The following is a 12764-nucleotide window of genomic DNA, read 5'->3' on the forward strand; positions in this document are numbered from 1 at the left end:
ACAGAGACACAGAGAACCACGATGCTCTGGCTTCATAGTGCAATCCGCTTGATGCCACTGCGCAGCTGGCTGACGTTGAAATTGATCAGCAATCCCGTGCGCAGACTCAGCAGACGGAGATAGGTCAGCATCTGTGCCGTGTGAACAGGCTCCAGGGCCGAGACCGACTTCAGTTCAAGCAGCAACTCACCCTCGACGAGAAGGTCAATCCGGTATTTGGCGCCGAGGTCAACTCCCTTGTCGATGACGGGCACCTCAACTTGGCGCGCCACCCGCAGTCCGATCAAGCCCAGCTCATGAACTACGGCAAGTTCGTAGACACCCTCGAGGAGTCCCGGCCCCAGTTCCCGATGTACCGACATGGCAGCGCCAATGACGCGCTCGCTCAAGTAGTACCTCTGTGCCTCTGTGCCTCTGTGGTTGCATTTCTCTTCTTCGAGCACGCTCACGCCACCTCCTTGCGCGTCGCGTGGTCGCGGCAAGCAGCGCCGGCCTTCGCAGTGACCAGCAGGAACTTCTGCATGTCCCACGCCCCCGTCGGACATCGCTCCGCGCACAGCCCGCAGTGCAGGCAGACATCCTCGTCCTTGGCCATCACGCGGCCGGTCTTCAGGCCGCCTTCGACGTAAATGTCCTGCTCGACATTCAGCGCCGGCGCGTTGAGCCGCTCGCGCAGCGCAGGCCCGTCCTCCGTGAACGTGATGCAGTCCATCGGGCAGATGTCCACGCAGGCATCGCATTCGATGCACAGCTTGGGCGCGAACACGGTCTGCACGTCGCAGTTCAGGCAGCGCTGCGCCTCCTTCAGCGCGGTCTGCGCATCGAAGCCCAGCTCCACCTCGACCTTGATGCTGGCCAGCGCTTTTTCGGCGGCGGCCCAGGGCACCTTGCTGCGCAGGTCCAGCGTGATGGCGTTGTCGTAGCTCCACTCGTGGATGCCCATCTTCTGGGACACCAGGTTGACGTGCGGCGGCGGGCGCTGCGTGACCGGCTCGCCATGCAGCAGCCGATCGATGCTGACGGCGGCCTCATGACCGTGGGCCACGGCCGTGATGATGTTCTTGGGGCCGAAGGCGGCATCGCCGCCGAAGAACACGTGCGGCAGCGTGGACTGGAAGCTGCCCTTGTCCAGCACCGGCAGGCCGTCGTCGCCGAAGGCAATGCCCGCGTCGCGCTCTATCCACGGGAAGCTGTTCTCCTGACCGACGGCGATCAGCACCTCGTCGCAAGGGATGACGACTTCCTCGCCCGACTGCGCCTTCTTGAAGCGCATGCCGGTCAGCTTGCCGCCCACATGCTCGAAGGCCAGCGGCACATGGAAGTCCAGGATGGGGATGCCTTCATGCTCCGCGTCCTCCTTCTCCCACGGCGACGCCTTCATCTGCGCATAGCCGCTGCGCACGGCCACCGTCACGCTGCTCGCGCCCAGCCGGCGCGCCGAGCGGCAGCAGTCCATCGCCGTGTTGCCACCGCCCAGCACGATGACGCGCGGCTGCACGGCCGTCACATGGCCGAAGGACACGCTGCTCAACCAATCGATGCCGATGTGGATGCTCTCGGCCGCTTCCTGCCGCCCCGGCAGGTTCAGGTCACGTCCGCGCGGCGCACCGCTACCGACGAAAACCGCATCCCAGCCCTCGGCCAGCAGCGCCTTCATCGAGTCCACGCGCTGGCCGGCCCGCCAGTCCACGCCAAGGCCGAGGATGTAGCCGCACTCCTCGTCGATGACGTGCTCGGGCAGCCGAAAGCGCGGGATCTGCGTGCGGATGAAGCCGCCCGGCTTGGCCTCGCCGTCAAACACCGTGACGGCATAGCCCTCCAGTGCCAGGTCGCGCGCGACGGCCAGCGAGGCCGGCCCCGCGCCCACGCAGGCCACGCGCTTGCCGTTCTTCGCCGCCGGCTTGGGAATCAACGCGCGGAACTCGTCCGTCTTGCTGTCCGCCGCCACGCGCTTGAGCCGGCAGATGGCCACGGGCTCCGGCTTGGCGGCCTGTTTTTCCTCCACGCGGCCGCGCCGGCACGCGGGCTCGCAGGGCCGGTCGCAGGTGCGGCCCAGCACGCCGGGAAAGACATTGCTGACCCAGTTGACCCAATAGGCCTCGTCATGCCGCCCCTGCGCGATGAGGCGGATGTACTCGGGCACCGGCGTGTGTGCCGGGCATGCCCACTGGCAATCGACGACCTTGTGGAAATAGGTCGGATCGGCGACGTTGGTCCACTGCACGGTGTCTCCTCCGTGGTGTCAACAATGTTGATCGGGCCAGTCTAGGACCGTGCACCAAACCGGATCCCTGTAGAAACCCGCGGAGCCCCTTGTCTACACTGCCCGCATGAGTGTTTCCGATTTCGACGCCCCGCGCGCCATCCGCATGGGGCAGGAGGCCCTGGCGGTCGAAGCCCGCGCGCTGACCGAACTGGGCCCCCGCCTGGGCGACGCCTTTGCCCGCGCCGTACAGGCCGTGCTCGCCTGCCGGGGCCGCGTGGCCGTCATGGGCATGGGCAAGAGCGGCCATGTGGGCCGCAAGATTTCCGCCACGCTGGCCTCCACCGGCACGCCGGCGCTGTTCGTCCACCCGGCCGAGGCGGCCCATGGCGACCTGGGCATGGTCACGCCCGGCGACATCGTGCTGGCCTTGTCCAACTCCGGCGAGAGCGACGAGCTGAACGCGATCCTGCCGGTGCTCAAGCGCCTGGGCGTGCCGGTCATCGCGATGACCGGCCGTGCCGAGTCCAGCCTGGCCGCGCATGCCGACGTCGTGCTGGACAGCGCCGTGCCCGAGGAGGCCTGCCCGCTGCAGTTGGCGCCCACCGCCAGCACCACCGCGCAGATGGCGCTGGGCGATGCGCTGGCCGTCGCGCTGCTGGATGCGCGCGGCTTCAAGGCCGAGGACTTCGCGCGCTCCCACCCCGGCGGCGCTCTGGGCCGCAAGCTGCTGACGCATGTGCGCGACCTGATGCGCAGCGGCGATGCGCTGCCGCGCGTGGCCGCCGCCACATCCTTCACGGACCTGATGCGCGAGATGAGCGCGAAGGCGCTGGGCATGGCGGTCGTCGTCGACGCCGACGACCGGGTGCAAGGCATCTTCACGGACGGCGACCTGCGCCGCCTCATCGAGCAAGGCCGCGACCTGCGCGCGCTGAGCGCCGCCGAGGTCGCGCATGCCAAGCCTCGCACCGTGGGCGCCGACGCGCTGGCCGTCGATGCCGCCGACCTGATGGAAGCGGCGCGCATCACGGTCGTCCTCGTCGTCGACGCGCACCAGAAGCTGCTGGGCGCCATCAGCATCAACGACCTGATGCGCGCGAAGGTGATCTGATGCCGGCGCTGCGTTTCCCCCCCGAGCTGCTGGTCAAGGCGCAAGGCACCGGCCTGGGCGTCAAGCTGGCGCTGTTCGACGTCGACGGCGTGCTGACCGATGGCCGCATCTACATAGGCGCCGCAGGCGAAGACGTCAAGGCGTTCTCGACGCTGGACGGCCACGGCCTGAAGCTGCTGCAGCAGGCCGGCATCACGCCGGTCATCATCACCGGCCGCGACAGCCCCGGCGTGCGCCGCCGCGTGGCCGACCTGGGCCTCACGCACGCCATGCACGGCGTGAAGGACAAGCTGGCCGCGGCCACGCCGCTGCTGGCCCAGTTCAGCGCCACGTGGGGTGAGGTGGCCGCCATCGGCGACGACTGGCCCGACCTGCCGCTGCTGGCCCGCGCCGGCTTTGCCGCCGCGCCGCCCGGCGCGCATGCCGAGGCCAAGGGCGTGGCGCACTACATCACGCAGGCAGCAGCCGGCTACGGCGCGGCACGCGAGTTCTGCGACCTGCTGCTGATGGCCGCCGGCCACTACGAGCGGCTGCTGCACGCGCATCACGACACGCTCGACGGGAGCAGCCGGACTTGAGCACCACCCTGCCGGCCCCGCTGCCCAGCCGCCGCCAGCGCGTCCAGCCCTGGCTGTGGCGGCTGCAGAACCTGCTGTCCAACTACCTGCCGCTGCTGCTGATGGCGCTGCTGGCCAGCGGCACCTGGTGGCTGGTGAAGAACACGCCACTGCTGGGCGACCCCGGCGAGCCGGCGCCGCTGCGCCATGTGCCCGACTACCGCATGGCCAACTTCGAGATCCAGCGCATCGGCGCCGATGGCCGCCTCAACATCCAGATCGCCGGCACCGAGCTGCGCCACTACCCCGACACCGACACGGTGGAGATCGACCAGGTGCGCGTGCGCGCCGTCGCGCCCGACGGCAGCCTGGCCATCGCCGTGGCCAAGCGCGCCATCAGCAACGGCGACGGCACCGACTTGCAGCTGCTGGGCGACGTGCGCCTGCGCCGCCTGGCCCCCGGCTCCGGCGAGAACGCGACGGCGCTGATGGAGGTGCGCGGCGAGTTCCTGCAGGCCTTGTCCAACAGCGAGATCCTGCGCTCCCACCTGCCGGTCACCATCCGCCAGGGCAGCACCACGCTGAACGCCAGCAACTTCGAGTACCGCCACGTGACCGGCCAGCTGAAGTTCACGGGCAAGGTCCAGGGCCAGATCGCACCGAGGGCGGCCCGATGAGCGAACTGGTCTTCATCACCGGCGCGTCGAGCGGCATCGGCCAGGCGCTGGCACTGCGCTACTACCGCGACGGCGCCCGCCTCGCGCTGGTGGCGCGCCGCACCGCCGAAGTGGAGCGTTGGGCCGCCGAACAGCAGCTGGACGTGACCCGCTTCAAGGTCTACGGCGCCGACGTGGCCAACCCCGAGGCCATCACCGGCACGGGCCGCGACTGCATCGCGAGCCAGGGCCTGCCCGACGTGGTCATCGCCAACGCCGGCATCAGCATCGGCATGGACACGACGCAGTTCGACGACCTGGACGTGATGCGCCGCACCTTCGCGACCAACAACGTGGGTCTGGCCGCCACCTTCCATCCCTTTGTCGAGGCGATGAACGAACGTGGCTCCGGCACGCTGGTGGGCGTGGCCAGCGTGGCCGCCATCCGCGGCTTGCCGGGCCACGGCGCCTACAGCGCCAGCAAGTCGGCCGTCGTCGCCTATTGCGAAAGCCTCAGGGGCGAATGCCGGCCCTTCGGCGTCAAGGTCGTCACGCTGCTGCCGGGCTACATCGACACGCCGCTGACGCGCGGCAACCGCTACTCCATGCCCTTCCTGATGCCCGTGGACGACTTTGCCGACCAGGCGGTGCGGGCCATCCGCGCCCAGGTCAGCTACCGCGTCATCCCGTGGCAGATGGGCGTGCTGGCCAAGATCCTGCGGCTGCTGCCCAACTGGCTGTACGACCGCGCGCTGGCTGGTCGGCCGCGCAAGAAGCGCGCGAGCGAGTGACGCGGCCACGCCAAGCGTGGCTACACTGCGCGCCTCGCACCGATTGCCGCGTTCACCGAAGCGGCCGAGGAGAGCAACATGCTGAAGGTTCTTCACCCCTGCTAACGCCCGCGCGCTGACGTCCATTCCAGCGCGCCCGCTCCCGCCGCCCCCAACGGGCGCCTCGCTTTCGCGCCACGCCCGACCGGGGCGGTGGCGCCCATCGGTTCGTTCATCCATGACATTCCGCCTTCTCGGCCTGGGCCTGCTCGCCCTGGCCCTGCCCGCCTGGGCCCACAACCCCACGGCCTCGCGCCTGGCCTCTGGCGACGCGTCGCCGCAGATTGACGGACGCCTCGACGACGCCGCCTGGCAGCGCGCACCGGCGCACGACCGCTTCGTGCAGTTCCTGCCTGCCGACAAGCAGCCCGCCGCCTTGCGCACCACCGTGCAGGTGGTCGTCACGGCCGACGCGCTGGTGTTCGGCATCCGCGCCTGGGATGCCGCGCCCGAGCGCATCCGCGCGCCGCTGGCCCGGCGCGACCAGGTCAAGGCCGACCAGGACTTCGTGTCCGTCTTCATCGACCCCGTGGGCCACCGCCGCACGGCCCAGTACGTGCGCGTCAGCGCGGCCGGCGTCGTCGAGGACGGCCTGTACGCCGCCGAGGAGGACAGCGAAGACCCGGCGCCCGACTTCGACGTGCAGGCCGCCGCGCAGCGCCTGCCCGACGGCTACAGCGTGGAGCTGCGCTGGCCGCTGGCGGCGCTGCGCTTTCCGCATGCGGATGGCGCGCCCTGGCGCGTCATGGTGGCGCGCAACATCCCGCGCGAGGACCGCACGCTCAACGTCAGCGCACCGCTGACCAAGGATGCGCTGCACTTCATCGCCGAGCTGCAACCGCTGGACGGCCTGGACGACCTCGTGGAGCAGGTGCGCGAGCGCGGCTTCATCGCGTTCCGGCCCGAGATGACGCTGCGCTCCACGCGCGACACCGCTGCCGACGGCACGCAGCAGCGCGCGCGCAAGGCCTCGCTGGGCGCCGAGTTCAAGTGGCGGCCGCGCGCTGACTGGGTCATCGACGCGACGCTGAATCCTGATTTCTCGCAGGTCGAGCTGGATGAACCGCAACTGGCCGGTAACACGCGTTTCGCGCTCAGCGTGCCGGAGAAGCGGCCCTTCTTCCTCGAAAGCGCCGACGTGGTGGGCCCCACGCAGGCGGACGAGTCTGGCGAAAACCGCAGCCTCGCCGCCTTCTACACCCGCGCCATCACGGACCCCGACTGGGGCCTGCGCGCCACCTGGCGCGGCGCCGGCGCCGAAGCGACGGCGCTGCACCTGCGCGATGCCGGCGGCGGCCCGGTGCTGCGCGCCGGCGCGTTCGCGACGCGCATGGGCGTGCAGCCCAAGGGCTCCGAGGCCAGCTTCGTGCGCGGCCGCCGGCAGCTGGGCGACGTGGGCCTGGCGGGGCTGATGTCGCGCCGCGACTTCGGCCACGGGCTGGGCACGCAGGTGGTCGGCAGCGATGGCGTCTGGCGCGCCGGCGACAGCGACCAGTGGCGCGGCCACCTGCTGCTGTCCAGCACCACGCTGGGCGTGGATGAGGCGGGCGAACTGCAGCGCGTCGCGCGCCAGCGCGGCCACCGCGCCTGGGTGGGCTGGCAGCACAAGGACGCCGACTGGATCGCCAACGTCAATGTGGAGGAGGTCAGCCCGCGCTTTGCCAACGACAACGGCTTCGTCAGCCAGAGCGGCATGCGCCGGGCTGCGGCGCTGGGCTATCTGCGGCTGGGCGAGCGCGAGCTGATGGGCGTGGCCATGCACGAGAGCGAGATCACGCTGAAGCTGCAGGAGACGCGCACGCTGGCCGACCCGCTGCTGGACGTGGCCGCCGGCCAGGTGGTGGACCGGCTGTTCCAGCCCGGCTTCTGGTTCTCGGCCGCGCGCAACACCGGCGTATGGGGCCATGTGGGGCTGGACAGCCACCGCGCCAGGAGCGGCGGCCGGCTGCACGACACGCGCACGCTGCTGCTGGGCTTCGAGTCCAACCCGGGTGAAGTGCTGAGCTTCCTGTTCGCCGAGGTCGAATGGGGCCGGCGCCTGGACGTGGACGCCGACCGCATCGGCACCGGGCTGCAGGCCCAGATGGAGGCCAAGCTGCGCACGCCGCTACCCGCATGGCTGGGCGCCGGGCTGTGGCTGGAGTTCGAGCAGCGCCTGGGCCTCGGCTGGGTGGACGGACCGGACGGCCACCGCGCGTTCACCGACCGCAGCGCGCAAAGCCTGATCGTGCTGCACCTGAGCGCACGGGATTCACTGCGCCTCATCCACCAGCAGACCCGCTTCACGCGCCGCGCGGACGCCGACGCAGGCCTAGCGTTCGAGGACGGCCGCGACCGCCAACTGGCGCTGATGTTCCAGCACCGCATCGGGCTGTCGCGCATCTTCAGCCTGGGGCTGAACCGCGCCAGCGAGCGCCCCGGGCTCGCGCGCAGCCGGGAGCTGTTTGCGAAGTTGACGTTGGGGTACTGAGCCCCTCGCCCAGCCTGCCGCGCTGAAAGCGGGCAGGTCTGAGCGGTCCCCCGAGGGGACGGCGCTCGGCCCGCGAACTCAAGACCAACCACGGCGCGCAAAAGAAAAGGCGCCCTAAGGCGCCTTTGCTGTGTGTGCCGGATCAGGCCAGGGGATCAGTAGCCACCGCCACCGTAGCCACCGCCACCGCCGGAGCGGCCGCCGCCACCGTAGCCGCCGCCACCCGAACGGCCACCGCCGCCGTAGCCACCGCCGCCACCACCACCGTAGCCGCCGCCGCCCGAACGGCCACCGCCGCCGTAGCCACCGCCGCCACCACCACCGTAGCCGCCACCACCGCCGCCGTAGCCGCCGCCACCGGAACGGCCACCGCCGCCGTAGCCGCCGCCACCGCCGAAGCCGCCGCCGCCCGAACGGCCACCGCCGCCGAAGCCGCCCGGACGCTCTTCACGAGGACGCGCCTCGTTCACGACCACGGCACGGCCCTCCAGGGCCTGGCCGTTCATGCCGTTGATAGCGGCTTGCGCCTCTGCGTCAGAACCCATTTCGACGAAACCGAAACCCTTGGAACGGCCCGTCTCACGATCCATCATGACCTTTGCGGAGGTCACGGTGCCGAACTGACCAAACGCCTCTTGCAGCGATTCGTCACGCACGCTGTAGGCCAGATTGCCCACATAAAGCTTGTTTCCCATGGGGAAGCCCTTCTCTAACTCAAAACCAAAAAACCATGTGGAGCTTCAACCCATCGTGAACCATTCAAGCGAAGGTGCGGCGTCCAGACACAGGCAATTCATTATGGTGGTGGGGTCCGCGCTTTCGAGAAGAGGCCTTTTACAAGTGTTGTTTTTCAGAGCTAGCAGAAACCCTGGAAATCGACTGTCACATCGTCGCGTCATCGATACGATCGCCGCCCCATGACTCCGCCCTTGCTTCCAGCCCTGGCCCGCGTGCTCCAAAGCGTGGACGCACCGCGCAACTTGCGCGCCCTTTACGGCCTTTTGATGGGCTTTTGCATCGCCGGCCTGCTGCTGGCCTCGGCACGCTCCGCTTTGGGGCGCGGCGACGACGGGATGGGCGCGCTGTGGCTGGGGTTGGCGCTGGCTGTCGCCTTTTTCAGCGTCAATGCCACCGGCCTGATGCTGATGGACCAGGCCCGAGGCCGCCCGGTGCGGGATCCGCAGGACGCCTGGGCCGACGCGCTGCGCAGCGGCCATCGCGTGCTGGTGGCCGTGCTGGCCTGCGTGGCCGTGGCCGGCGCCGCCGTGCTTGTGCTGGCCGGCCTGCTGGCGGCCACGCACTGGCCCTGGGTGGGTGCGCCGCTGCTGGCCGTGGTGCTGCCGCTAGGGGTGTTGGCGCTGGGCGGCATCGCCTTCGTGCTGTTCATCCTGGTCGGGCCATTGGCCGGGCCGGCGGTCTGGGCCGGCGGGCGCAGCCGCGACGTGCTGGCCTTCCTGCGCGGCCGCCTGCGCCACGGCCTGCCGGAGACGGCGCTGCTGATGGCCGCCGTCTACCTGATGGTGGCGCTGGCGACGGCGGCGGTCAGCTTCGTCGTCGTGACCGGCAGCCAGCTGCTGGCCGGCCTGGCCATCCTGGGCGCGGGCATCGAGCTGCCGGCGCGCCAGTTGCTGGCCGGTGTCATGGGCCTGGGGCCGCGCGGCCTGGGTGCCAGCGGCGTGCCGCTGCAGGGCGGCAACCTGGGGCTGGCGGCGTTGATCGGCGGCGGCGTGGTGTTCGCGCTGGCGCTGGTGCTGCCCACGCTGGTCTGGCTGCGCGGCTGCTGCGCGGTCTATCTGGCGCTGACCGAAGAGGAATGAATCCCCCAAGAATCGCGTCCATCGTGCCCAGCGCCACGGAGACACTGGTGGCGCTGGGCCTCGGCCCCAACCTGGTAGCCCGCACGGGCTTCTGCGTCCACCCGGCCGAGGCGCTGCGCGACATCCCCAAGGTGGGCGGCACCAAGGACGTGAACCTGGACAAGCTGCGGCGGCTGGCGCCCACGCACGTGGTCGTGAATATTGACGAGAACCGCCGCGAGACGGCCGATTCGCTGCGCGAATTCGTGCCGCAGGTCATCGTGACCCACCCCCGCCGGCCCGAGGACAACCCGGTGCTTTTCGAGCAGCTGCGCGCGGCCTTTGCCGGCCTGCCCGGCGTGAACGAGCGCGCCACGGCGCTGTCGGCCGAGTTCGACGCCGCGCTTGCCCGCTGCCGCGCCGACCGGCGGCCTGTAGAGAGGGTGCTCTACCTGATCTGGCGCCAGCCCTGGATGACCGTGGCACGCGACACCTACATCTCGACCCTGCTGGCCGAAGGCGGCTGGCAGACCTGGCCTGCCGTGCAGGGCGGCGAGCTGGGCGCCGGCCGCTACCCGGTGCTCACCGGCGACGAAGCCTGGCTGGCCGACATCGACCGCGTGCTGCTCAGCTCCGAGCCCTACCGGTTCGACGCCGGGCATGTGGCCGAGGCGCAGGCGCTGTGCCCGCGGGCACGCGTGCAGCTGGTGGACGGCGAACTGCTGAGCTGGTGGGGCGCGCGCGGCGCGCCGGGGCTGGACTATCTGCGCGAACTCAGGGCGGGCGGCTAACCGCCACAATCGCCCGCCATGGACATCTACAAGCCTCTCGTCGCGCTGCTGGCCATCGTGAACCCCGTGGGCGTGGTGCCCTTCTTCATCCACTTCACCAGCGGCCTGTCGCGCGAGCAGCGGCGCCGGACCATCCTGGTCAGCGCCAGCACGGCCGGCATCGTCATCGCGCTGTCGGCGCTGTTCGGGCTGAAGATCATCGAGTTCTTCGGCATCTCGCTGGCCAGCTTCCAGGTCGGCGGCGGCTGCCTGCTGCTGATCAGCTCGCTGCAGATGCTGAACGCCAAGCCCGCCGAGGCCAAGCCGCAGGACGTCAGCGAAGGCGACAGCAAGGTGGACGCCGGCGCCAGCATCGCCGTCGTGCCGCTGGCCATCCCGCTGCTGACCGGGCCGGCCACCATCTCCACGATGGTCATCTACGCCGACAAGACGCGCGTCTGGTGGGAGCTGGCCATCCTGTGCGGCTACGGCGTCGTCGTGGCGTTGGTGACCTTCATCACCTTCTCGGCCAGCAGCAAGATCGCCAAGGTGCTGGGCCAGACCGGCATCAACATCATGACGCGGCTGATGGGCCTCATCCTCGCCGCACTGGCCGTGGAGCTGCTGGCCGACGGCCTCATCAAGCTGTTCCCCGCGCTGGCGGGTGGCCGCTAGGAGCACAGCATGGGTCTGTTCAACCTCCCGCCCATCTGGATGGCGCCCATGGCCGGCGAAGCGTCCAGCGCCACGCTGGTCGCCGCCGTGTCCGCGGGTGGTGGCTTTGGCCAACTGGGCGCGGCCTATCTGGCGCCGGCGCGCATCACCGAGATCGCGGCCGACATCCGCGCGCGCACCGACCAACCCTTTGGCATCAACCTGTTCTGCCCCCAGCCCTGGCAGCCGGACGACGCCGGGCTGGACGCCTATCTCGCGCGGTTGGCCGTCTGGCACGCCGAGCTGGGGCTGCCGGCACCCACGCGGCCCGCGCAGTTCGAGGAAGACTTCGAGGCCCAGCTGGCCGCGACCATCGCGGCGAAGCCCGCGGCCATCAGCTTCGTCATGGGCGACCCCGGCGCGGCGCGCGTGGCGGCGCTGCAGGACCTGGGCTTCACCGTGCTGGGCACGGCCACGCAGGTGTCCGAGGGGCTGGCGCTGCAGGCCAGCGGTGTCGACGCCGTCATCGCGCAGGGCTACGAGGGCGGCGGCCACCGTGGCGGCTTCCTGGGCACGCCCGAGGGCGCGCTGATCGGCACGATGGCGCTGGTGCCGCAACTGGTCGATGCGCTGGACATCCCGGTCATCGCCGCTGGTGGCATTGCCGACGCGCGCGGCGTGGCTGCGGCGCAGGCGCTCGGCGCCAGCGCGGTGACCGTCGGCACGGCCTTCCTGCTGGTGGACGAATGCCCGCTGTCGCCGGCCTACCGCGCGGCGCTGCTGGCGGCCCGAGACGCCGACTCCACGCTGACCCGCGCGTTCTCCGGGCGCCTGGCGCGCGGCGTGGCCAACCGCGTCACGCGCGAGCTGGAGGGCCTGGTCTTGCCGGCCTTCCCGCAACCCAATGCGGCCAGCCGGCCCATGCGCCAGGCCGCCGCCAAGGCGGGCCAGGCCGACTTCATCAGCCTGTGGGCCGGCCAGGCGCTGCCGCTGAGCCGCAAGCCCGGCAGCGCGGCGGAACTGGTCGCGGCACTCACCCGAGGTTGGACCGCTTGATCCTGCTGCTGGAAGACGACCCGGCCATCGCCGACACGGTCGCGTTCGCGCTGCGCCGCGAGGGTTTCGACGTCGAGCACCGCGGCTGGCTGGCCGAGGCCCGCGAGCGGCTGCGCAGCGGCCCGCCGCCCGAGCTGCTGGTCCTGGACATCGGCCTGCCCGACGGCAACGGCCTGGACCTGTGCCGCGAGCTGCGAGGCGGGCCGCTGCAATACCTGCCCGTCATCATGCTGAGCGCCCGCAGCGACGAGATGGACCGCGTGCTCGGCCTGGAGCTGGGCGCCGACGACTACCTCGCCAAGCCCTTCAGCCCGCGCGAGCTGGTGGCGCGCGTGCGGGCGCTGCTGCGCCGCGCGCAACCCGTGCCGGCCATGAACCATGGCTTCACGGTGGACGGCTCGCGCGTGCGACTGGACGGCCAGCTGCTGAACCTGACCAAGCTGGAGCTGGGCTTGTTGCTGAAGCTGCTGGCCGCGCCGCAGCGCATCCACTCGCGCGACACGCTGCTGGACGCCGTCTGGGGCACCAGCGCCGACAGCGGCGATCGCACGGTGGACACGCACATCAAGACGCTGCGCGCCAAGCTGCGCGAGGCGGCGCCGGCGCGCGACCCGATCAAGACGCACCGCGGCCTCGGCTACTCGCTGGAGCCCTGAGC

13 protein-coding genes are annotated in these 12764 nt (G+C 70.6%); 10 read left to right on the forward strand and 3 right to left on the reverse strand.

The window, feature by feature from the left end:
- Positions 1–32: 32 nt before the first annotated feature.
- Both J2X21_RS11055 and J2X21_RS11060 read right to left on the reverse strand, forming a co-directional pair.
- The gene (locus tag J2X21_RS11055; protein WP_310328473.1) at positions 33–449 is read right to left on the reverse strand and encodes a GxxExxY protein; all 417 of its coding nucleotides are present in this window, start codon (positions 447–449) and stop codon (positions 33–35) included.
- Positions 446–2224 carry an FAD-dependent oxidoreductase gene (locus J2X21_RS11060; protein WP_310328475.1) on the reverse strand — a complete coding sequence of 593 codons (1779 nt, stop codon included), beginning with the start codon at positions 2222–2224 and terminating at the stop codon, positions 446–448. Before J2X21_RS11060 ends, J2X21_RS11055 begins: the two co-directional genes overlap by 4 nt.
- Positions 2225–2330: 106 nt before the next feature.
- On the opposite strand from J2X21_RS11060, the gene J2X21_RS11065 reads away from it, so the two are divergent.
- The 5 genes from J2X21_RS11065 (at position 2331) to J2X21_RS11085 (ending at position 7830) form a co-directional block, all read left to right on the forward strand.
- A complete protein-coding gene (locus tag J2X21_RS11065) occupies positions 2331–3317 on the forward strand; it encodes a KpsF/GutQ family sugar-phosphate isomerase (RefSeq protein WP_310328477.1) in 987 nt (328 codons plus the stop codon).
- Complete coding sequence (locus J2X21_RS11070; protein ID WP_310328479.1) at positions 3317–3895, forward strand: KdsC family phosphatase; 579 nt, start codon at positions 3317–3319, stop codon at positions 3893–3895. Before J2X21_RS11065 ends, J2X21_RS11070 begins: the two co-directional genes overlap by 1 nt.
- Positions 3892–4551 (forward strand): LPS export ABC transporter periplasmic protein LptC, encoded by a 660-nt coding sequence (gene lptC, locus J2X21_RS11075; protein ID WP_310328481.1) that lies wholly within the window; start codon positions 3892–3894, stop codon positions 4549–4551. Before J2X21_RS11070 ends, lptC begins: the two co-directional genes overlap by 4 nt.
- The gene (locus J2X21_RS11080) at positions 4548–5321 is read left to right on the forward strand and encodes an SDR family oxidoreductase (RefSeq protein ID WP_310328483.1); all 774 of its coding nucleotides are present in this window, start codon (positions 4548–4550) and stop codon (positions 5319–5321) included. Before lptC ends, J2X21_RS11080 begins: the two co-directional genes overlap by 4 nt.
- A 217-nt stretch (positions 5322–5538) precedes the next feature.
- Entirely contained in the window at positions 5539–7830 is a 2292-nt protein-coding gene (locus tag J2X21_RS11085) for a carbohydrate binding family 9 domain-containing protein (protein WP_310328485.1), read from the forward strand.
- Positions 7831–7985: 155 nt separating this feature from the next.
- Here the strand turns inward: J2X21_RS11085 and J2X21_RS11090 are convergent, their stop codons facing one another.
- Complete coding sequence (locus J2X21_RS11090; protein WP_310328487.1) at positions 7986–8525, reverse strand: RNA recognition motif domain-containing protein; 540 nt, start codon at positions 8523–8525, stop codon at positions 7986–7988.
- Positions 8526–8747: 222 nt separating this feature from the next.
- On the opposite strand from J2X21_RS11090, the gene J2X21_RS11095 reads away from it, so the two are divergent.
- The 5 genes from J2X21_RS11095 to creB are packed head-to-tail and all read left to right on the forward strand — an operon-like array spanning position 8748 to position 12762.
- Positions 8748–9647 (forward strand): hypothetical protein, encoded by a 900-nt coding sequence (locus J2X21_RS11095; protein ID WP_310328489.1) that lies wholly within the window; start codon positions 8748–8750, stop codon positions 9645–9647.
- Positions 9644–10417, forward strand: coding sequence for a helical backbone metal receptor (locus J2X21_RS11100; RefSeq protein WP_310328492.1), 774 nt, complete (start codon positions 9644–9646; stop codon positions 10415–10417). The genes J2X21_RS11095 and J2X21_RS11100 overlap by 4 nt, the downstream gene beginning before the upstream one ends.
- Before the next feature lie 18 nt (positions 10418–10435).
- A complete protein-coding gene (locus J2X21_RS11105; protein WP_310328495.1) occupies positions 10436–11071 on the forward strand; it encodes a MarC family protein in 636 nt (211 codons plus the stop codon).
- Between the two features lie 9 nt (positions 11072–11080).
- A complete protein-coding gene (locus tag J2X21_RS11110) occupies positions 11081–12106 on the forward strand; it encodes a nitronate monooxygenase (protein WP_310328498.1) in 1026 nt (341 codons plus the stop codon).
- The gene (gene creB, locus J2X21_RS11115) at positions 12103–12762 is read left to right on the forward strand and encodes a two-component system response regulator CreB (protein ID WP_404667337.1); all 660 of its coding nucleotides are present in this window, start codon (positions 12103–12105) and stop codon (positions 12760–12762) included. The genes J2X21_RS11110 and creB overlap by 4 nt, the downstream gene beginning before the upstream one ends.
- Positions 12763–12764: the final 2 nt, after the last annotated feature.

Source organism: Roseateles asaccharophilus (assembly GCF_031458115.1).
In the GTDB taxonomy this organism is placed as follows: Bacteria; Pseudomonadota; Gammaproteobacteria; order Burkholderiales; family Burkholderiaceae_C; genus Pelomonas; species Pelomonas asaccharophilus_A.